Origin of the sequence: Granulicella aggregans (assembly GCF_014203275.1) — a bacterium.
Lineage (GTDB): Bacteria > Acidobacteriota > Terriglobia > Terriglobales > Acidobacteriaceae > Edaphobacter.
Map to the genome: position 1 here is coordinate 1150989 of NZ_JACHIP010000002.1, position 20494 is coordinate 1171482.

Genomic DNA, 20494 nt, shown 5'->3' on the forward strand with positions numbered 1-20494 from the left:
GTGAAACGGCTCACCGTCTCTCGAACAGGCTTTCCACTCTGCCGGAATCTTGCATCAAAGTTTTTATCCTGAAGTTTCATGGAACGCACGCATGCGCTGAGGAAGTTACTTGCCAGAAGAATCAGAATCGAAGCCCGACCAGCAGAACCACGGTGACTGGAAGCCCCAGGCCAACCCTTGGCTCATCGCGGCCACCGTCGCTCTCGCCGCGTTCATGGAGGTCCTCGATACCTCCATCGCCAACGTCGCGCTGCCCCACATCGCCGGCAACCTCGGCGCCAGCACCGACCAGGGAACCTGGGTCCTCACTAGCTATCTCGTCTCGAACGCCATCATCCTCCCCGTCGGCGGATGGGCCTCCTCCGTCATCGGCCGCCGCAACTTCTTCATGCTCTGCATCGTGATCTTCACCATCTCGAGCTTCCTCTGCGGCATCGCCCCCTCGCTCCCCATCCTTCTCCTCTGCCGCGTCTTCCAGGGCATCGGTGGAGGCGGTCTGCAGCCCATGGCCCAGGCCATCATGGCCGACTCCTTCGAAGAAAAGAAGCGCGGCCAGGCATTCGCTCTCTACGGCCTCGTCGCCGTCCTCGCTCCCTCCATCGGCCCCACCATCGGCGGCTGGATCACCGACAACTACTCCTGGCGCTGGATCTTCTACATCAACATCCCGGTAGGCATCTTGGCGCTGGTTCTCACCCAGCGCTTAGTGCAAGACCCGCCCTGGATCAAGGCCGACCGCAAGAACCTCCTCAACCTCGACTACATCGGCCTTGGCCTCCTCACCCTCGCCATGGGTGGCCTCCAGATCATGCTCGACAAGGGTGAAGAGAACGACTGGTTCGCCTCTAACTTCATCCGCTCCTTCGGCCTCATGTTCGTCATCGGCATCACCGGCCTCATCTGGTGGGAGTGGCGTCACAAGAACCCGCTGATGAACCTCAAGCTCTTCAAGTTCAAAAACTTCGCCATCTGCACCCTGCTCATGATGCTGGTCGGCGGAGTCCTCAACGCCGCCACCGTCCTCCAGCCCCAGTTCCTCCAGCAGCTGCTCGGCTACACCGCCACCAATGCCGGCATGGCCCTCACCGCCGGCGGCATCGCCCTCGTCATCGTTATGCCCATGGCCGGAATCGCCACCGGCAAATTCGCCGCCCGCAACCTCGCCGCCGTCGGCTTCGCCTTCTTCGCCGCCGCCTACTACTACGTCTCCACCCACGTCACCCTCGACATGAGCTTCGGCGAGGCCAGCTTCCTCCGCGTCCTGCAGATGGTCCCAATCCCCTTCTGCTTCATCTCGATCACCAACGCAGCCTACGTCGGCCTGCCCAAGGAAGCCTCCAACCAGGTCTCCGGCATCATCAACTTCGCCCGCAACGTCGGCGGCAGCATCTTCATCGCCGTCACCGGCGCTCTCGTCACCAACCGCGGCCTCTTCCACCAGGCCCGTCTCGCCGAACACATGCAGACCGCCAACCAGCAATACCAGCAACAATCGCAGGCCATGGCGAACTTCTTCGGTGGCGCCGGCCCTGGCGCAGCGGGCGGCGGCGGCCTCAACGCGGCCCACGCCAGCATCTATCAACAGCTAAACCAGCAGGCCGCAGCCATGGGTTACGTCGACGTCTACCGCATGCTCTGTTGGATGTCCTGCATCATGGTTCTCTGCGCCTTCATGCTCAGCAAAAACCGCCCCGGCCAGGGAGCCCCCGAAGGCGCAGCCCACTAAGGCAAGATCAAAGTTGAATGCCGCGGAAGCGATGCATGCCCGGTTGTGCTTAAGGGCACAGCTTCAACCGTGCCATACGTGCCGCATCGCAACGCGGCTTTAGCCGATGAGGTACGCCTTCTGCCAGCCCCGCGACCCACGTCCCGCGCAACAGAACTTATCGCGAAAAATGCCCCGGTCGTTCCACCACCATTCGCTCGTAGAGCGATGCCAGGAACTTTGAAGGTTGCTCCGTGCGGGAAGCATCCGCCGTCTCCGTGTCCCTCAAACGCGACAGGCACTGCGGACACTCGTTTCTCCAAAAATGGGTCAGCAGACCGCACTTCGGACACTCGACTTCGTGAACATAAAGCATAGCCACACCTCGACAAACCAGCGACGAGCAGGATCTTCGGCGACCAGAAGATCTCTTGAAATCACGCTAGCCCCGCCCTGTCCGCAATCACATCCCCTGCACGTTGCATTGGCATGAGCATTTCGTTCTGCCGGGATGTTACCTTCTCTATGAACATCGGAGCACCCCGTGCCGACAGGCCGCACGGGTGCCCACTCTCGCCGCTGAGATGTGCGATCACGACTGACCAAGCCGGTACACCCTCAGGCCTGCTTCTTCACCTTCCGTGCCGCCACCACCGACGCATTCACCCCCACCGCCGCCCGCACCAGCTTCTTGAACGCCGCCTCATCGATCTTCTCTCCTTCGCGGATATCGATCGCCCGCCGCACATTCCCCTCCAGGCTGGAGTTGAACAGCTTCTTCGGATCGTCCACCGCCGCACCGCGCGCGAACGTAAGCTTCACCACCTGCTTGTAAGTCTCTCCCGTACAAAGGATCCCGTCCCGTGACCACACCGGCACGCCACGCCACTTCCACTCCTCCACAACCCCCGGCTCGGCATCATGAATCAGCTGCCGCACCCGCGCCAGCATCTCGCCACGCCAATCTGCCAACTCATCAATCCGCTCCGTTATCTTCGCCGAAGCGTCCTCACTCGTTGCTATAGCCTTCGCCATCACCGACCTCCCATCCGTCGCTAACAAGACTCTTACCCCGTCGCAAATCGGGTGCCCCATCGATGGCTCGCCTTTGGCCATGGATGGGTCCGCCACAAACTTGCACCCGAAAGCCGCGAATCACCGAGCATCCGTCAACCCGGCCTGATAGGCGCACTCCCCGAAGTCCGAGGCACCTTGTAACTCAAACTCGCATGAGCGGCACTCGGATGCAGCACCTTCGATGCCCGCCCATCCTTCCGCATTCGCTCATCCGCCTGCTCCCACGAAGGCAGCGCCGTCTCACCCTGCGTCCAGTGCGCCACCGAAGCCTCATCGCACCAGTGCAGAAGCTTCGGCATGGCCGCCTTGTGGGCCCCGGAGATCATGTATGCCCGCATGCTCGCCTCGCTCTCCCACGCCGTCATCGTCCAGAAAGTCCGGTCGCGGTCCGGCAGCAGCGCCCCACTCTGAAATCCCGCCGCCTTCCGAACCTGGCTCTGCGAGCGAATCGCATACAGAAAGAATTCCGGCATGAACCACACCGACCGCACCCGCAACCGCGTCAAGCTGACAAAAACCATAGGCACTCTCGCCAGCCATCATAGCGCCAGCCTGCGGGAACCCGCGCCCTCCAATCTGTGCCTGATCCTGTAACGTTCTCTAGAAGCACAGCGTCTCATCGCTGGAGAGTGGAAGTCTCCATGGTTTTGTTCGTACTGGCGTTCCTAGGCGGCGTTCTCACCATTCTGGTTCCCTGCATTCCGCCTGTCCTCGCCTTTACCCGCGCCGGCCAACCTTTCCCATCGCGGTCAATACGTCTACCCAGGTAGCAGGAGGGCATCATGTCAGCGAAAAATTACGATCAAGAGGAAGACAGAAACAAACTCCCCCGGCGGATCTTCATCGGCGCAGGCGCAGCCGCGATGGTCGGCGTCATCCTTCACTCCCGCTTCGGAGCCGTCCCGGTCGAAGCCAGGTCCACAACCCCAAAGGACATCCAGATCGTCCAGTTCTCCCCCTCCGGCGAACGCAAGGGAGTCGTGACCGTCCAGACCATCGTCAAGTCCGATGACGAGTGGAAGCAACGGCTCGACGCCACCGCCTACACCGTGACCCGGCACGCAGGCACGGAGCGCGCCTACAGTGGAAAGAACTGGGACAACCATGAAAAGGGCATCTACCAGTGCATCGGCTGCGGCACCGCGAGCTTCAGCTCCGAGACTAAGTTCGAGTCCGGCACCGGCTGGCCCAGCTTCTGGCAGGCGATCGCCAAGCAGAACGTAAAAGAGAGCACCGACGGCTCCTTCGGCATGCTCCGCACGGCTGTCTCCTGCCCGCGGTGCGACGCCCATCTCGGCCACGTCTTCGACGACGGCCCCAAACCCACGGGCCTGCGCTATTGCATGAACTCGGTATCCCTCGAATTCGTTAAGTCCGCCTGACCGGCAGCGGGAGGGGTCTGACGAGGTAGACGGACGATTGCCGCCGCCTTACCCCTTCATCCCCGCCGCGATCCTCTCAATCGCATGGTGCGCCGACAACACCGCCCCCTCCTGCCACCCCACCAAATGCGAAAGATGGTCGCCCGCAAAATAAGTCCGCCCCTCCGCCGCCTCTAACTGTGCATAAGCCGGATCGCTCGACTTCAAATGATTATTCGCAAAGCACCCAATCGAATAAGGAATATTGCTCCACTGGATATAAATCGGCTTGGTCAGCAACTGCCCCTTGCCCGGATGCAGCGTTTCTACAGCCTGGCGCGAGGCAGCAAACTTCGCCTCCATCGTTGGCAGCGCTCCAAACGCCGTCGGCTTGAACGTATTCGTCCCGCCCATCCCCAACCCGCCTACATCCTCGCGCTCGGAGTTGAACCCGGCGACGAGTACGCCCGTCGGCGCGAACATCTTCGCGCTCGGATACCACACCAGATCCACCGCATCCTTCAAGAACGAGATGCCCCCATAGATACGATTCTCCGTCTCCCAGAACCGCGGCGACTCCCACGCAACTTTGTAAAGCGCCGTCATCGGCATGCCCGAGAACGCCGCCTGCGTCGCCGCTGAAAAGTTGTTCTTCGTCTTCGCCAGTACCGGAATCGGCATGGTGCAGATGCAGAAGTCTCCGCTGACAGTCTTCGTCGCTCCGCCCTGCGTATACGCGACCGTCACGCCATTCGAAGCGGTCTTGATCTCCGTCACCGGCGAGCTGTACTGGATCATCCCCTCCGGCAGCGCCTTGGCAAAACCATAAGGGATCCGGTCCATCCCGCCCACCGGCTGGAACATCGTCGCCTGCCAGTCGATCTGCTCCTCGTAAAACTCGCCCTTCGAGAAGTCAGCCGCCAACAGCTCCTTCAGCGCCAGCGGCTTGTTCAGCGTCGACTTGTGCGGCCCCGCGCCACGGTTGCTCACATAGCCCGCGCGACTCGTCCCCGTGTACTTCCCGTCGTCAAGATCGCCAAACCCCGCCAAAAACTCCAGCATCTGCGCCTGCTCCGCCGCCGTCAGGTCCTCATCCAGCGCATGCTTATTCACTGCCTTCGACAGCAGCTCCGCAATATATCCGCGCGTGTCATGCACCACCTGCCGCTCCAGCACCGGCTTGCCGCCATTGATCTTCGGCGACTGCATCAGCGCCGACCGCGAGAAGTTGACCTCCACCTCCAGCGGCACGCCCAGCTTCTGGCAGTAGTCCAGCAGATGCGTATGGATCGAAGGAATGCGCGCCGGCCCCGCATTCAAATAGCCGCCATCGCTCCACGAACACGCCTGCTTCGTACCATCGATGAACTCGACGGTTGACCCATCCCGCACCGACCAAGACCGTCCACCCGGCCGATCCCGCGCCTCCAGAATCGTGCACTCAAACCCAGCCTTCATCAGCTCCAGCGCCGAGGTAAGCCCCGCGATCCCGGCCCCCAGGATCACCACCTTCTTACCCTTGCCAAAGTCAGCCGCCAACTCCGGCAGCGGCGAAGCCCCCGAAGCGGGAGTAAGCCCAAGCGCATGCATGGCCGAAAACGCAGCGGAGTATCCGCCAATCTGCGCCACGCGCTGAAGAAAAACACGACGGGTAAGGCTCATGTTGATGGGCTCCCTGAGTACGTGCAAACAGCCACGTGCAGCTAAGTTTTATGTGTGAACAAACCTAGTGTCCCGTTAACCACCCATTCACGCAAGGCTAATCACTACGATTGGGGTGCCCATATCTGGCAGCATCATCGCCAGATGTGGGAGTATATCGCCACGAAATCGGGTGCCCCATCCATGGCTCGCACTTGGCCATGGGTGGGTACCGCCACGGAACCCATCCTTCAGACTGGAGTAGCAGCGGGCTTTAGCCCGCGGTAACCATCACCGCCACCAGATCCGGGCTTTAGCCCCGGAGTGAGACACCAATCCCCATCTAGCGCTCTTCTTCGCTTGCTTCAACCCCTTTACGGCTGCCCGTAATATCCCCACCGCGTCCGCGCCACTACCCCCGGCTTCGCCACCTTCACCTCCAGCCGGTGATACTCATCCATCCCCTCCGCAGCCTTCGGATCGAACGAGATCTCATAGAAGCTCTTCGTATCGTCGACGGCCTTCTCGATCAACCCCGCGATGTCCCCACTAGCCCCCAGCACCAACCCTCCGCTCTGCGTCGCCAGAACCTGCAACGCTAGCTCTCCCGGAGTAGCCTGGCTCGGCTTCGTCGCCGGCTTCAAATACTGCTGATACGACTGCGACTGAAACACGCTTTCCGAGCTCCCCAGCGGATCGATGTGATACAGCGTCACTCGCGCCTGCCGCAGCATCTCCGACACCGACGCAATCTGGTGATAAAGCTCCTGCTGCTGCTTGTCGCTCAGGTACATCGCCGGCCCCGAGAACACCGGCCATCCCGGCGACACCCACAACAGCAGCTTCCGCCCCGGCCTCTGCCGCATCTGCGCCACCACCCCGCTCAGCGCCCGCAGCGACAACTCCACCCGCTCCTCACCCCCATGAAACCCCGGAGTCAAATGGTTCGCACGCACCGACGGCAGATACCTGTCCAGCGCCTCCTTCAATCCCTTTCCATCCGTCGATGGAGCGGGCTGTATGTGAATACCCTTCTCCGTCAGCACCCCTATCGTCGTCGGGTACGCCATCTTCCCATCCCGCGACAGCAGAAACTTATCCAGCTCCGGCCGCTCTCTCGACATCGTGATCTCCTGCGAGTTCATCACGTCGATCAACAGCACCACTTCCGTCGGAGCGACGCTGCCATCAATCTCGGTAAACGTCGAAATCGTTTGCGGAGCCTTGTTGTTGAAGAGAGAAAAGTCCTGCTGCTGCAGCCCGGTCACTGGCCCGCCATGCGCCGAGGTGACTTCAACATTGAGATACATTCGGGCCGGAGGCGTCGGTGCCGGCGCTATGCCAGCCTGCCCGAATCCAGTCGCCACCCCTGCAAGAAGAACCGATCCCACCAACACCCGCGCCACAAACCCAGACATGATCTCTCCCAGTTCTCTGCAATGTTATTGAGAATGGTTTCGATCATATCGAACTTCTATCAGCCACCGAACGGGTGCCCCATCCATGGCTCGCACTTGGCCATGGGTGGGTCCGCCAAGGAACCCATAGGCCAACCCACCGGTAACGAAAAATAAACTACTTCACAGCCGCCTGCCAGCAGAACTGAAACCCAATCACCATCAGCCAAAGCGAAAGCGCAAACCGCAGCTTCCGATTAGGAATCTTCGGTGCAGCTCCGCTTCCCACGATCCCACCCACGACCCCACCAATCGCCATCTTCAGCAGCAGCGCCCCCGCATAGTGCCCGCCAAACAAATGCACTCCCGTACCCACCAACGCAATGGCCAACCCAAACGCAAGGTCCGTTCCCACCACCTGCGCCGCAGTGAGCGATGTAAGGCTAAGCAGCGCCACCGTCCCCAGCGCCCCAGCGCCCGAAGACGAGAACCCGACCTCAGCACCAATCGGGAACATGATCGCCGCGATGCTCTTACCCTTCGTCTCCATCGGTCGAGCGATCGCCGCCGGCTTGAAGTGCCGGAACAGATGCCATCCCGAGGTGAACATGATGATCAACCCCAGCGCGAAGTACAGCGCCGCCTTCGGCCCATGCTGTGCGACATGCTTAAAGAACACCGACCCCAGCACCACTCCCGGCAACCCACCCAGCAGCATCACTCCCAGCACCCGGTAGTTCACCTGCCTCCGAGCCACCTGTACCGGCACCACAATCAGCTTCACAATCGCCGAGTAAGCCAGCGCCGTGCTCACTGCAACTTCCACCGGCACATGCAGAAACAGGATCAGCATCGGAGCGGTAATCACACCCGCGCCCACCCCGCTCAAAGCAATTACCACCGCAATTCCAAACCCGATCAGGTAATCCATTACGCCACTCTTTCAGTTACAAATAACTTTCAACTTTGGGTGCCCCATCCATCGCAGTCTCATCGCGATGGATGGGAACGTAAACCCTCACCCCGCCTGAATGTGTATCCCGCACTCCTGCTTCTGTCCGCCCCATCTCCCCGACCGCGGATCGTTCGGGTCCGTCGGCAGGCTCGTACAAGGCTCACACCCAATGCTCGAGTACCCCTTGTCATAAAGCTTCAGCAGCGGAATCTCATGCACCCGCGCATACTGCCAAACATCTTTAGCCGTCCACTCCGTCAGCGGGCTGATCTTGCGAATCGTCTTCCCTGAAGGAAGTCCAAAGTCCTCAACCTCCTTCAGCGCCGCGCGGCTCTTGGCCTGCTCCCGCCGAAGCCCGGTAAACCAAAGCCCATATCCTTCAAGCGCCGAAAACAACGGCTTCACCTTACGCATGCCGCAGCACCTGCTAGGCTCCGTCTGATTCAGAATCCCGAACTGCGACTCCTGCTCCGCCACCGTCAACTCCGGCAGCAGATTGATGAGATTCATTCCCCACTCCGCCGCCATCCGGTCGCGATACTCGTACACCTCCGCGAAGTGATACCCGGTATCCAGAAACACCACCGGCACATCCGGCAGCAATCGCCGCACCATGTGCAGCACGATCATGTCTTCTGCCTGAAAGCTGTTGGTCACGCAGGCATCCTGCGGCAGGTTCGCCAGCTCTTCATGCACCAGCCGCTCCGCGTTGAAGATTTTCTCTTCCGTACTCACAACCGTCGGCGTCACCGCCAGCTCTTCCACCACTTCACTCATCTCGCTACTTCCTCTTGAACCTTGTCATCCTTCGCGAAGTGAGGGCCCCGATACCGCTGAGCCGCAAGCTCCGCCTCACTGCCACCATCCTGGGTGCCCCACCCATGACTCGCCTTCGGTCATGAGTGGGAGACCACCGCTAACTCCGCAACCGCTCCAGCAACGCCTCTTCCGTCAACTCCATCGCATCGATCGCATGTTCTTCCTCCACCACCGCCAACCCTTCAATCAGCACCACAACCCCAGCAGCCAACAAAGCCTGCAACACCCGAGGAGTCTTCACCTTCGTCCGTACCACCGGCACATCATCCCCAAGCAGCGCGAGTTCCACAGCATCCGCACGCTCTTCCGGAACAAACACCAGCGCCGGCTTATGCTTCGTCTTCCATGCCTCGCCCGAGATCCCGCGCCGGATCATCCCCGCCGCCACCGTAGCGTTCGTAGCCGGGTCGATCAGGATAAAGTTTCCCGTAGCCCGGTTCTCCGCATACGCATCGAAGAACAGCGGCCGCACCACATGCACTTCAACCGCACCCACATCGTTCATGCCCAGCGAGGGAACCGCCTCATGCTCCAGCGTCTCGATGTTGTTCCGATACAGCACCTGTGTCACCCGCGCGCTCACCGTCTGCGGTCCATGCTTCAACAGGTAAGGCTTATGCGTCTCCAGCCGAGTCCCATCGAACCACACCACCGCCGCCTCAATCGCCGTCGCATGATGCGGCTGCCCCTCAGGCGCAACGATCACATCGCCACGGCTGATATCACGCTCGTCTTCCAGCGTTAGTGCGATGGACATGGGCGCCCGCGCCTCATCTAGATCGCCATCGAACGTAGTGATCGAAGCCACCCGGCTGCGCAGCCCCGAAGGCAGCGCCACAATCTCATCGCCCTTACGAATTACGCCCGCCGCGATCTGCCCCGCAAACCCGCGATAGTTCTGGTCCGGCCGAATCACCCGCTGCACCGGCAGCCGAAACGCGACGGTTGAATCTGTAACTCCAACCGGCACATTCTCCAGATGCTCCAGCAGAGTAGGCCCGTCGTACCAGGGCATATTCACGCTGCGGTCAACAACGTTATCGCCCTCAAGCGCACTCACCGGAATCACCGTCAACTCGCCACCGAAGCCGGGTGCCCCATCCATGGCAAGCACTTGGCCATGGGTGGGTCCGCCACCAACATCTCCGTTCGCCGCAGCAAACGACCGCCCCACCAACTCCCTCAGATCGCTTTCAATCCCGCGATAAACCTCCTCCGAATACCCCACGAGGTCCATCTTGTTCACCGCCGCCACAATATGCCGAATCCCCAGCAGTGACGAGATAAACGCGTGCCGCTTCGACTGCGTAAGAATCCCCTTCCGCGCATCGATCAGAATGATCGCAAGGTCCGCCGTCGAAGCTCCCGTGGCCATGTTTCGCGTGTACTGCTCATGCCCCGGCGTGTCCGCGATGATGAACTTCCGTCGCTGCGTCGAGAAGTACCGATACGCCACATCGATCGTGATCCCCTGCTCCCGCTCCGCCCGCAACCCATCCGTCAGCAGCGCAAAATCGATGCCGCTATTCGTCGATCCAGTGCTCGAAGTCGCGACCCCGGTCACTGCACGGACCTGGTCCTCATACACATTCCGCGAGTCATACAGCAGCCTTCCAATCAGCGTCGACTTGCCATCGTCCACGCTGCCCGCCGTGCTGAAGCGCAGCAGGTCCTTCGCCTGCTCGGCATGAAGGAACTCGTCGATTGCAAATTCTGCATCCACCGCCAACGCGTCCCCTTCGCCGTCATTCTGAGTGTTTACCGTCTCTTGTTCTTCGTCGTTGATCTCAAGAATCGCCATTAGAAATACCCTTCCCGCTTCTTGATCTCCATCGACCCATCCGTATCGTGATCGATCACCCGGTTCGCCCGCTCCGAGCTACGAAACCCCACCAGCTCCGCAATGATCTTCGGAATCGTATCCGCATCCGACCGTATCGCTCCCGTGCAGGGCGAGCATCCCAGCGACCGCAACCTTGACCGCACCCACTGCTCCTCACCCGGCAAGCTCTTTACGAACGACTGCTCCACCGGAATCAGCGAATCCCCACGCACGATCATCCGGCGCTCCTTCGCGAAGTAAAGCGGCACAATCGGTATGTTCTCCGTGTAGATGTAGTGCCACACATCCAGCTCCGTCCAGTTCGAAAGCGGAAACACCCGTATGCTCTCGCCCGGCGAGATCCGCGCGTTATACAGATTCCAAACCTCGGGCCGCTGATTCTTCGGGTCCCACTGCCCCGCCTTGTCGCGGAACGAAAAGATCCGCTCCTTCGCCCGCGACTTCTCCTCATCCCTACGAGCTCCGCCAAACGCCGCATCGTACCCATGCGCCCTTAGCCCATCCAGCAGCGCCGTCGTCTTCAGCAGCCCGCAGCACCGCTGCGTCCCCAAAGCCACCGGGTTTGCCCCATCCAGCAGCGCCTGTTCGTTCCGCCACACCTTCAGGTCCAGCCCGAGCTCCCGCGTCAGGTTGTCGCGAAACTCGATCATCTCGTGAAACTTGTACCCCGTATCGACATGCAGCAGAGGGAAGGGAATTGGCCCCGGATAGAACGCCTTCTGCGCCAGCCGCAGCATCACAGAAGAGTCCTTGCCGATCGAGTACAGCATCACCGGCTTCTGAAACTCCGCCGCCACCTCGCGAAAGATCTGAATACTCTCCGCCTCGAGCAACTGCAGATGACTCAACCGAGCAGACGTTGCTGAAGAAGTGTTCTGTTGACCGAGCGACGCATCTACCGTGTTCACTGCCGCCTGGTCTTCAACCGTTGAAACCGACATACTCACACCCGATCCAGATTTTTTAGAGGGACAAAACGAAAAAACCCACGCTGTCTGTGCGTGGGTGCGGTACATCGAGGTTGTTCAGATAAGGAGAAAGATTATCGACAACACTCACACCCACGCGCGCACGCCATACAGCAACAGAAGCTGCAGCACATGCGACAAGCGGTGGTGGAGTACGAAGTCATCTCTATCTAGCCTGTGGGAATCCAGCCCATTTGTCAATTCCTGCCTACCGCCTCACGGCTCACTGTGTACCGGCTGCGCATAGTAGCCAGTCCGCGTCCGCGCAACCATCCCTGGCTTGTCCACCTGGACCTCGACCTTGTGGTACTCGTCAGGATGCTCTCCCACAGCCGCCTCGAACGAGATCTCGTAGTACGCCTTCGAGTCGTTCATGGCACTCTGCAGCATCGCGACAATGTCGTTATTCGTAGTCATCACGAACCCACCCGTCTGCACCGCGAGCACCTGCAACCCCAGATCTCCCGGCTCGACCTGGCTTGGCTTGGTGATGCCATTCACAAAATTCTTGTAGAAATCGCTGCGAATCAGCCCTTCGTTCGTTCCGATCGGGTCGATGCTGTAGATCGTGATCCCCGATCGGCGCAGGGCGGTCGAAAGCATCGCAATCTGTCCGAAGAGCCGCCCTTGCTGCTTCCCGTCAAGCAGCATATTCTCTCGAGACAACAGCGGCCAGCCTGGCGAGACCCACAGAATCATCTTCCGCCCCGGCTTCTTCCCTTCGAGAGAGATCAGGCCGCCCATCGCCTTCAACGAGATCTCCATCCTCTCTTCGGCTCCATAGAATCCCGCGCTCCGGCGTATCGTCCGCAGCCCCATCTCGTACTGATCGAGCTGTGCCTTCAAAGCCTTTCCATCCCGCGAACTGCTCGGCTGCAACTGCAGTCCCTTATCCGTCAGCACTCCCAGCGTCACCGGATGAACCAGGTCTCCGCCATCGGCCGCCAGAAACCGCTCGATCTTGTCTCGCTCGTAAGCGACCGTCTCATAACCGACGTTGACCGCATCCACGATCAGGACCACTTCCACCGGCGCTTCACTTCCCCCCATCGGCGCAAACGACAGGATCGGCTTCGCGACCTTGTTGTCGAGCACTGTAAACTCCTGCTGCTGAAGACCCGCTACTGGCCCTCCGGTCTGCGGCGTCACCACCACGTCAAGATAGATCCTGTTGCCCGGAGTTACCGAGGCTGTAGGAGTCTGCTGGCCAAAGCCGGTTGCCGCAAGCGAAAGAAGAACCAGCGACGGAAGGAAGAGAGTGACACGCGAGCCGAACAACATAATTCCCTCGATGGAGAACCAACTCACTGGCTCCCAGCCGCGAAAAATCGGATCTCTCGCAGTCTTTCTTTGTACTTTCTATTGAACGACACTTACGTCGATCACCCTCCAAATTATTTGGTCGGCCAGCCTCTGCGTCCCGGACAACTCATTAGGAACCGGTTGACCCCACCTCAAATCCCCGTTACTCTCACAAAAGTATGCAGATTCGCCCCACCGCCGCCCGCTGTTGCCACTCCTGTCGCTTCTGTTGCGACATGACTGTGGCCGCGTCGGTCTGAATCCTGCTCTCCCGCTCCGCAAAATAGCGAAGCCATAAGCTTAGGAAACATCCAAACCCACGCAGCCGCCACCTCAGGCGATGCGTGGGTTTTCTCTTTCCATTCCCCATCACCCGCCTGAGAGAAGCACCGGCCAGACTGCACCTCTCAGGAGATCACCTTGAACACCCGCATGAAATCCGCACTCTTCGCCTTGCTGCTCGCACCCGGTGCCATCCACGCCCAGGTCGTAGGAGGCTCCATCTCCGGCACCATCTCCGACTCCACCGGCTCCCGCATCGCCGCCGCCACCGTCGTGATCCACAACGAAGAGACCGGCACCGAGCGCCGCCTCCTCACCGACGCCACCGGCCGCTACGCCGCCCCGTCTCTCTCCGTCGGCAGCTACGAGATCACCGTCACCGACGAAGGCTTCTCCGATGAGCACCGCAAGAACGTCCAGCTCACAGTCGGCCAAAGCACCACCCTGGACCTCACCCTCCGCCCCGCCGGCACCTCTGAGCAGGTCAACGTCGACGCCTCCGGCAGCACGGTCAACACCAGCACCGAGCAGACCTCCGGCCTGGTCGACGAGCGCCAGGTCAAGCAACTCCCGCTCAACGGCCGCAGCTACGACCAGCTCATGACCCTCAACCCCGCCACAGTCAACTACACCGGCCAGCGCAGCGGGTCTATAGGCACTTCAAACTCGTCAGTTGGCAATATGTTCGCCATCTCCGGCCGCCGCCCCCAGGACAATCTCTTCCTCCTCAACGGCATCGAGTACACCGGCGCGTCCCTCATCAACGTCACCCCCGGCGGCACCAGCGGCCAGCTCCTCGGCGTCGACGCCGTCCGCGAGTTCAACGTCGTCTCCGACACCTACTCCGCCAGCTACGGCAAGCGCCAGGGTGCTCAAATCTCAATCGTAACCGCCAGCGGCACAAATAAAATTCACGGGGGAGCCTACGAATTCATCCGCAACTCCGCCCTCGATGCGCGAAATTATTTCGACCAATCGAACGGACCGCGCCGCCTCCCCGAGTTCCAGCGCAACAACTACGGCGCATCGCTTGGCGGCCCCATCAAGCACGACAAGCTCTTCCTCTTCGGCAACTACGAAGGCTACCGCCAGAACCTCGGTCTCTCCGATGTCACCCTCGTCCCCGACAACAACGCCCGCCAGGGCCTTGTTCCCAACGCCAAGACAGGCGCACTGACGAACGTCGGAGTAGCTCCCGGAGTAGCCGCTCTCTTGAATCTCTGGCCCATAGCTAACGGCCCTGAGCTCACCTCCGGCGGCCTCCCCACCGGCATCGCGCAGGCCTTCTCAAGCCCCATCCAACACATCCGCGAAGACTTCGCTACCACCCGCTTCGACGCCAACGTCACCCCCAGCGACCTCCTCTTCGCCGTCTACACCATCGACGATTCAACAGCGAACACTCCCACCCAAAATCCCTTTTCACTCATCAACGAAGACCTCCGCGAGCAAGTCCTCAGCATCCAGGAACAACACGTCTTCTCCCCACGCCTGCTCAATACCGCCCGCGTAGGCTTCTCCCGAGCAAGCTTCTTCTTCCTCGGAGCCTCCACTCCTCTCGGTGGTGCTGACGTCCCCGGCTGGGTCGCAGGCAAGCCCGTAGGCGCAATCGTCATCGCCGGCAGCACCGCCTCCAATGGGTCATCCCAGATAACGGGTGCCGGCGCCAACGTAGGCTCGGACAACGGCACCACCCGCAACCTCTTCACCTTCGACGACCACATCTTCTACACCATCGGCCGCCATCAGATCGAAGCCGGTGGCTGGATCCAGCGCCTGCAGTCGAACGACAACCTCGCCCAGAACCAGTACGGCCAGGCCTCCTTCGCCTCACTCACCACCTTCCTCCAGGGCACGGTCAAGACCTTCACCGTAGTTCCCAACCCCACCGAGCTCGGCTGGCGCTCCTTCATGGGCGCGGGCTACCTCGAAGACACCGTCCACCTCCTGCCGAACCTAGAACTCCGCGCCGGCATCCGCTTCGAATCCACCGACGGCTTCAACGAGTCGCAAGGCCGCGCCAGTGTCTACGGCTTCACCAACGGCATCATCAACACGACGCCCACCGTCGGCTCCGCAGGCATCACCGATAACCGCGCCAAGTTCCTCCCCGAACCCCGCGTCGGCCTCGCCTGGGATCCCTTCAAGAACGGAGAGACTTCCATCCGCGCCGGCTTCGGCCTCCACCACTCCTTGCTCGATAACCTCGACTACCGCCTCGACCAGGCCGCTCCCTTCAACACCACCCTCTCGCAGTCGAACGTAGCCGTCTCCTCGCTCAACTTCACCACCGCCAGCCAGCCCAGCGCGACCAGCCTCATCTCCCCGTCGAACGTCCAGCCCAACATCGACACCCCCGCCGTTGTGAACTGGAACCTCCGCATAGAGCAAAAAGTCGCCCCCAACACGTCGCTAACAGTCGGCTACATCGGCTCCCACGGCTACCACCAGGTCCTCTCGGGCGACCAGAACGAACCCGCCTTCGTCACCTGCCCCAACGCCGCCTGCCCTGCAGGCACGGCTGCCGGAACCATCTTCTACCCGACCACCACCAAGGCCAACCCACTCGTCGCCAACACCACGTCGTGGTTCTCGACCGGCATCTCGAACTACCACGCCCTCGAGGTCGACCTGAAGCGCAGCTTCGCCAACGGCCTCCAGTTCCGCGCCACCTACACCTGGTCGCGCAACCTCGACAACGGCTCCGCCTGGAACACCAGCGTCTCCGCCAACACCCCCGCCTTCGTCTCCGTACCTACCCTCACCGGCCTTGACTACGGTCGCGCTGCCACCGACCTCAACCACATCGCCGCCATCAATGGCACCTACGACCTCCCCTTCGGCCGCAACCACCGCTTCGCTTCAACTCTCGCGCCGACGCTCGACAAAGCCGCCAGCGGCTGGACGGTCAGCGCCATCGCCAACCTGCAATCCGGCTTCCCCTTCAGCCCCCAGCTCGGCTACAACCCGACGGGATCAGGTGACACGAGGAATCCAGTAAGGCCCGACATCAACCCCAACTTCCACGGCAACTTGTATCCCAAAAAAGTTGGCGAATGGTTCGACCCCTCGGCCTTCCTCGCGCCCGTCTCAACACTTTCCAGCAAGAGCGCGATCACCGGCGGAGCCGTCGGCAACCTCGGCCGTGACACCCTCACCGGCCCCGGCCTCGCCGAGCTCGACCTCTCGCTCCTGAAGTCCACCCACATTAGCGAACGCTACAACCTGCAATTCCGTTCAGAGTTCTTCAACATCCTCAACCACACCAACTTCACCACCCCGAACGCGATCACCTTCGCCTCCGCACCCACGCTGGTCGCCAGCACCACCGGAGGCGCAGCCACCTACACCGCCCCCAGCATCTCCCCCACAGCCGGAGTCATCACCGCCACCGCCACCACCTCCCGCCAGATCCAGTTCGGCCTGAAGCTCGTCTTCTAACAACGGCAGCCGGAACATCACAAACCCGAAACGGGTGCCCCATCCATGGCTCGCCCTTGGCCATGGGTGGGAACCAGCCACGAAGCCAACACGCACCCACCAATCCGCAACAACCGTCATTCTGAGCCGAAGGGGAAGAATCCCCGCATTTCGCCCATGCCCCCAAAACCCCGGGAGCCACCCAAAATCCGGGTGCCCCATATCTGGCAGCCTCATCGCCAGATTTGGGTCTCTCCGCTACGAATCGCCGCACCGCCCTAAAGCTCCCACCATCTCCGCCGATAACCTCCCCGTAGACACCAAATCGGAGCCCTCCCATGTCTCTCACCATCGGATCCTCGTACTCCTCGCTCCTTCAGTCCAGCGTCAACGCCCAACTCCTGGCCAACGTCACCGCCTCCAGCAGCGCCTCAGACACTAACTCGATCGGTGCCATCACCACCGCAGCGCTCACCGGATCGGCCTCCGAATCATCCACCTCCGGCCTGACCAGCCTCGGTAGCGACCTCGCCACCCTCTTCAAGGATCTCGCCGGCAACAACACCTCCGCAGCCCAGTCCGACCTCTCCCAGCTCCAGAAGGACCTCGGCGTCTCCAGTTCATCGAGCAGCACCACCTCCACTCCGCTACAGAAGCTCTTCGCCTCGCTCTCAAGCTCCATCTCCTCCGGAAACACCACCAGCGCGATCAACAGCCTCGCCAGCTTCTTCCTCCAGAACGGTAGCTCCACAGGAAACGTAGTCAACACCTCCGCCTGAGCCGAAGATTTATCCCGGTACTAGAAACGTCATCTCGACCGAAGCGAAGCGCAGTGGAGAGACCCGCGCATCTCCCTGTTGCCACAAATCCGTGCCCCATTCATCGCGGTCTCATCGTGATGAATGGGTCGTCCTCCACACACCACCCGGCAACATCCTCTAAGCTGGTAAACAGAAGCCCAGCCGGATGCCATCACTCCAAAGAACCCGTCTTTACCGTCGGCTCCTCGCCCACCATCTACCGCTTCTGCTCTTTACCGCCTTAGCCGTATCGGCGCTCTTCATCACCCGCCCCTACCGCGACACGATCTCCCGCCTCAGCTTTGCCACCGCGTACCCCGCCCTCATCTTCATCGCAGCAACTCTACTTATCGGCCCGTGGAACATTCTTCGCGCCCGTCGCAACCCCGTCTCGTCCGATCTCCGCCGTGACCTGGGCATCTGGGCCGGCATCCTCGCGGTCCTCCACTCCGGCATCGGACAGGCCGTCCACCTCCGTGGCCGCCCCTGGCTCTACTACGTCTACGGCCCCACAGAGCATCACAGCTTCCCTATCCGGCACGACCTCTTCGGCCTCGCCAACTACACCGGAGCCATCTCCGTCCTCGTCGTGGCCGCTCTCCTCGCCACCTCGAACGACCTCTCGCTCCGGCGTCTAGGCACCCCACAATGGAAGCGGCTCCAGCGCTGGAACTACGCCGCATTTGCGCTCGCCGCCGTCCACACGATTGCCTATTTAGTGTCGGAGAAGCAACACGTCCCGTGGGTCGCCCTGGCCGCGTTCTCCATCCTCATCACGCTCTGTCTGCAGATCGCCGGCTTCCGCCGCCGCTCCTCGCACACGTTTGCGAACCGCCTCTGAAACGCGCGCTAGGTCCGTACCAGCTCTTCCTGCTTCGAATAACCCGTCACCCGATTCCTTACCCGCTTGCTCATGTACAGCGCGCTATCCGCCTGCGCCATCAGCTGCTCGATGTCCAACTCTCCACCAGCCTGCACCGACACTCCCGCGCTGATCGTCACCACGCCAAACGGGCTAGCCCCATGCTCCAGACCCACCGACCGCAGCACCGACTGCATCGCCTCCGCCACGCGCAACGCATCCTGCATCCCGGCCCCTACCAGCACCACCGTAAACTCTTCTCCGCCCAGCCGAGCAGCGATATCGTTCGTCCGCGTCGCATGAGATCGCAGCACCTGTGCCACCTGCGTCAGACAAGCATCTCCCTGGAGATGCCCGTAGCGATCGTTGTAGCGTTTGAAGTGGTCGATATCCACCATCAACAATGCCACCGGGAAGCTCCCACGCCGCTTCAGCACTTCCACCTGCTCCTCGAAGCCCCTGCGGTTCAGCAGCCCCGTCAGCGGGTCCGTATTGGCCAGCGCCGCCATCTGACGCTTCTCCGTCACCAGACCCTGCCGCTCCCTGCGCCAGCTCTCTTCAATCTGCTTCTGGTCGGAGATATCGCGGATTGTCCCGACATACCCTGCGATCGCCTCGCCCTCCACACCATAGGCCCGCACCACCGCCCGCACCCACTTCCAGCCACCGGACTTCTCCCGCATCCGGTACTGCATCGTCTGTTCCTGTACGCCGGTGCTCAACTTGCGCACCACGCTCCGCGCCATCTCCTGGTCATCCGGATGGAACGTCTCAAACCGGTTCATCGCCAGGTACTCCTCCTGCGTCCATCCCGCCAGCCGCGTCACCCCCGGCGACACATACCTCTGGCTTCCATCGATCGACGACAGGATGATCAGGTCTTCCGTATTCTGCAGCAACACCTTGTAGATCGACTCCGACTCGTTAGCCCTGTGCTCCGCCCGCCGCCGCTCATCCAGCAGCGCGCCCACCGGCAGAGAAGTCGCCAGCGAGATCCACACGAACCCCTGAAACACCAGGAACTGGTGCATCGACGTCCCCTTCGCCAGCATGATCGGCCCATGCCCGTGCATCGTTCCAAACCAGCCAATGATCGACAGCGCCACCGACGCCAGCACCGATCCCTCCAGCCCCATCGTCAGGATCAGCAGGATCATCGGCGGAAACACCATGAACAGAAACGGGCTCGTCCGCTGCCAGAACACAAACGTCGAAACCGCCACGAAGAACGTCGATGTTGCCGCAATCCTCAGCTTGTCCCGAGCCTGCCCACCCGGCCCCATCTTGTCCAGTCCCAGCCAGTCCCCGCTTCGCAGCAGCAGCACCAGCGGCAAACACGCCGCAATTCCCAGCGAGTTCCCCATGACGTTCATCATCAACGTCTGCATCACCGGCAACTTTAGAAACATCGCCACCGGATAAGCTCCCAGCGACCCCGTCACCATGGGAATCACCACCGCCGCCAGCAGGAACGTCAGAATGTTTCGCTCGTCCTTCAGGTCTTCAAAGGTCTTCACCGCCGGGCTCAACGCCCATCCACCCAGGACGATGTCGATGCAGGTCAAGACCGAGATCATCGCCGCCATCCGCCACGGCATCCCCAGCATCACCGCCGCCGTCCAGAACCCAGCCGCCGACCCCAACAGCAACCGTATCCGCTTTCCCCAGCCCCTCTGCCACTGCGGCAGGCACAGCGCCAGCGCGATCCCGCTCACCGGCCACAACAGGTTCGGCCGATCCACATGTCCCAGCACCAGCAGACCCAGCACCGTCGCCACCATCGTCCCCAGCCACGCCTGCGGAATGCCGCTCTCCCAGACCGTGCCCAGGACCGTGCGAACTCTCTTCTCTACTTGCTGGTCGGGGCGCGCCATCTCACGGACCACACGCATCTGTTGTGACAATTGCATCGAAGGGCGGTCCCTTTCTTTCAGTCACAACGGAGCGCGCCGGCTCCGGCCTCGCTCCCCCTCAGCAACCTCTGACTGTCTGCCCCATTACACGGCGGTACCAAAGCGCGAGGAATAACACCTTGGTTCGATCCCTATCGCACGTCCGATCA

15 protein-coding genes are annotated in these 20494 nt (G+C 61.2%); 5 read left to right on the forward strand and 10 right to left on the reverse strand.

Annotated elements, in window-relative coordinates; translation table 11 throughout:
- Window positions 1-109 precede the first annotated feature (109 nt).
- On the forward strand, window positions 110-1726 hold the full coding sequence (locus HDF16_RS10005; protein WP_246408932.1) for a DHA2 family efflux MFS transporter permease subunit: 1617 nt from the start codon (window positions 110-112) through the stop codon (window positions 1724-1726).
- A 597-nt stretch (window positions 1727-2323) separates the two neighbouring features.
- On the opposite strand, the gene HDF16_RS10010 is transcribed toward HDF16_RS10005, so the two are convergent.
- Complete coding sequence (locus HDF16_RS10010; RefSeq protein ID WP_184216005.1) at window positions 2324-2740, reverse strand: DUF1801 domain-containing protein; 417 nt, start codon at window positions 2738-2740, stop codon at window positions 2324-2326.
- Window positions 2741-2874: 134 nt separating this feature from the next.
- The gene (locus HDF16_RS10015) at window positions 2875-3303 is read right to left on the reverse strand and encodes a DUF3291 domain-containing protein (protein ID WP_184216007.1); all 429 of its coding nucleotides are present in this window, start codon (window positions 3301-3303) and stop codon (window positions 2875-2877) included.
- A 261-nt stretch (window positions 3304-3564) separates the two neighbouring features.
- Between HDF16_RS10015 and msrB the strand changes: the two genes are divergently transcribed.
- Entirely contained in the window at window positions 3565-4164 is a 600-nt protein-coding gene (gene msrB, locus HDF16_RS10020) for a peptide-methionine (R)-S-oxide reductase MsrB (protein WP_184216009.1), read from the forward strand.
- 48 nt (window positions 4165-4212) lie between these two features.
- Here the strand turns inward: msrB and HDF16_RS10025 are convergent, their stop codons facing one another.
- The 7 genes from HDF16_RS10025 to HDF16_RS10055 form a co-directional block, all read right to left on the reverse strand.
- A complete protein-coding gene (locus HDF16_RS10025; RefSeq protein WP_184216012.1) occupies window positions 4213-5805 on the reverse strand; it encodes a flavin monoamine oxidase family protein in 1593 nt (530 codons plus the stop codon).
- A 353-nt stretch (window positions 5806-6158) separates the two neighbouring features.
- The gene (locus tag HDF16_RS10030) at window positions 6159-7202 is read right to left on the reverse strand and encodes a VWA domain-containing protein (RefSeq protein ID WP_184216014.1); all 1044 of its coding nucleotides are present in this window, start codon (window positions 7200-7202) and stop codon (window positions 6159-6161) included.
- 157 nt (window positions 7203-7359) lie between these two features.
- Complete coding sequence (locus HDF16_RS10035; protein WP_184216016.1) at window positions 7360-8112, reverse strand: sulfite exporter TauE/SafE family protein; 753 nt, start codon at window positions 8110-8112, stop codon at window positions 7360-7362.
- A gap of 87 nt (window positions 8113-8199) precedes the next feature.
- On the reverse strand, window positions 8200-8913 hold the full coding sequence (locus HDF16_RS10040) for a phosphoadenylyl-sulfate reductase (protein ID WP_184216018.1): 714 nt from the start codon (window positions 8911-8913) through the stop codon (window positions 8200-8202).
- Between the two features lie 139 nt (window positions 8914-9052).
- On the reverse strand, window positions 9053-10756 hold the full coding sequence (locus HDF16_RS10045) for a sulfate adenylyltransferase subunit 1 (protein ID WP_184216020.1): 1704 nt from the start codon (window positions 10754-10756) through the stop codon (window positions 9053-9055).
- Complete coding sequence (gene cysD, locus HDF16_RS10050; RefSeq protein ID WP_184216022.1) at window positions 10756-11739, reverse strand: sulfate adenylyltransferase subunit CysD; 984 nt, start codon at window positions 11737-11739, stop codon at window positions 10756-10758. The genes HDF16_RS10045 and cysD overlap by 1 nt, the downstream gene beginning before the upstream one ends.
- A 243-nt stretch (window positions 11740-11982) precedes the next feature.
- Entirely contained in the window at window positions 11983-13047 is a 1065-nt protein-coding gene (locus tag HDF16_RS10055) for a VWA domain-containing protein (protein WP_184216309.1), read from the reverse strand.
- 441 nt (window positions 13048-13488) lie between these two features.
- Here HDF16_RS10055 and HDF16_RS10060 point away from each other — a divergent pair, with 441 nt between their 5' ends.
- From HDF16_RS10060 to HDF16_RS10070, 3 genes are all read left to right on the forward strand, one after another.
- Window positions 13489-16791, forward strand: coding sequence for a TonB-dependent receptor (locus HDF16_RS10060; protein ID WP_348641286.1), 3303 nt, complete (start codon window positions 13489-13491; stop codon window positions 16789-16791).
- A 317-nt stretch (window positions 16792-17108) separates the two neighbouring features.
- The gene (locus HDF16_RS10065; RefSeq protein WP_184216024.1) at window positions 17109-17549 is read left to right on the forward strand and encodes a hypothetical protein; all 441 of its coding nucleotides are present in this window, start codon (window positions 17109-17111) and stop codon (window positions 17547-17549) included.
- A gap of 187 nt (window positions 17550-17736) precedes the next feature.
- Window positions 17737-18411: a ferric reductase-like transmembrane domain-containing protein gene (locus HDF16_RS10070; RefSeq protein WP_184216026.1), complete on the forward strand. Its 675-nt coding sequence runs from the start codon at window positions 17737-17739 to the stop codon at window positions 18409-18411.
- Between the two features lie 8 nt (window positions 18412-18419).
- Here the strand turns inward: HDF16_RS10070 and HDF16_RS10075 are convergent, their stop codons facing one another.
- Window positions 18420-20342 carry a sensor domain-containing diguanylate cyclase gene (locus tag HDF16_RS10075; RefSeq protein WP_184216028.1) on the reverse strand — a complete coding sequence of 641 codons (1923 nt, stop codon included), beginning with the start codon at window positions 20340-20342 and terminating at the stop codon, window positions 18420-18422.
- Between the last annotated feature and the right edge of the window lie 152 nt (window positions 20343-20494).

What these genes read in the sequence shown, in the direction of transcription:
- HDF16_RS10010 (WP_184216005.1), bottom strand. Translation starts at nt 2,740, where the DNA reads ATGGCGAAGGCTATAGCAACGAGTGAGGACGCTTCGGCGAAGATAACG.
- HDF16_RS10015 (WP_184216007.1), bottom strand. Translation starts at nt 3,303, where the DNA reads ATGGTTTTTGTCAGCTTGACGCGGTTGCGGGTGCGGTCGGTGTGGTTC.
- msrB (WP_184216009.1), top strand. Translation starts at nt 3,565, where the DNA reads ATGTCAGCGAAAAATTACGATCAAGAGGAAGACAGAAACAAACTCCCC.
- HDF16_RS10025 (WP_184216012.1), bottom strand. Translation starts at nt 5,805, where the DNA reads ATGAGCCTTACCCGTCGTGTTTTTCTTCAGCGCGTGGCGCAGATTGGC.
- HDF16_RS10030 (WP_184216014.1), bottom strand. Translation starts at nt 7,202, where the DNA reads ATGTCTGGGTTTGTGGCGCGGGTGTTGGTGGGATCGGTTCTTCTTGCA.
- HDF16_RS10035 (WP_184216016.1), bottom strand. Translation starts at nt 8,112, where the DNA reads ATGGATTACCTGATCGGGTTTGGAATTGCGGTGGTAATTGCTTTGAGC.
- HDF16_RS10040 (WP_184216018.1), bottom strand. Translation starts at nt 8,913, where the DNA reads ATGAGTGAAGTGGTGGAAGAGCTGGCGGTGACGCCGACGGTTGTGAGT.
- HDF16_RS10045 (WP_184216020.1), bottom strand. Translation starts at nt 10,756, where the DNA reads ATGGCGATTCTTGAGATCAACGACGAAGAACAAGAGACGGTAAACACT.
- cysD (WP_184216022.1), bottom strand. Translation starts at nt 11,739, where the DNA reads ATGTCGGTTTCAACGGTTGAAGACCAGGCGGCAGTGAACACGGTAGAT.
- HDF16_RS10055 (WP_184216309.1), bottom strand. Translation starts at nt 13,047, where the DNA reads ATGTTGTTCGGCTCGCGTGTCACTCTCTTCCTTCCGTCGCTGGTTCTT.
- HDF16_RS10065 (WP_184216024.1), top strand. Translation starts at nt 17,109, where the DNA reads ATGTCTCTCACCATCGGATCCTCGTACTCCTCGCTCCTTCAGTCCAGC.
- HDF16_RS10070 (WP_184216026.1), top strand. Translation starts at nt 17,737, where the DNA reads ATGCCATCACTCCAAAGAACCCGTCTTTACCGTCGGCTCCTCGCCCAC.
- HDF16_RS10075 (WP_184216028.1), bottom strand. Translation starts at nt 20,342, where the DNA reads ATGCAATTGTCACAACAGATGCGTGTGGTCCGTGAGATGGCGCGCCCC.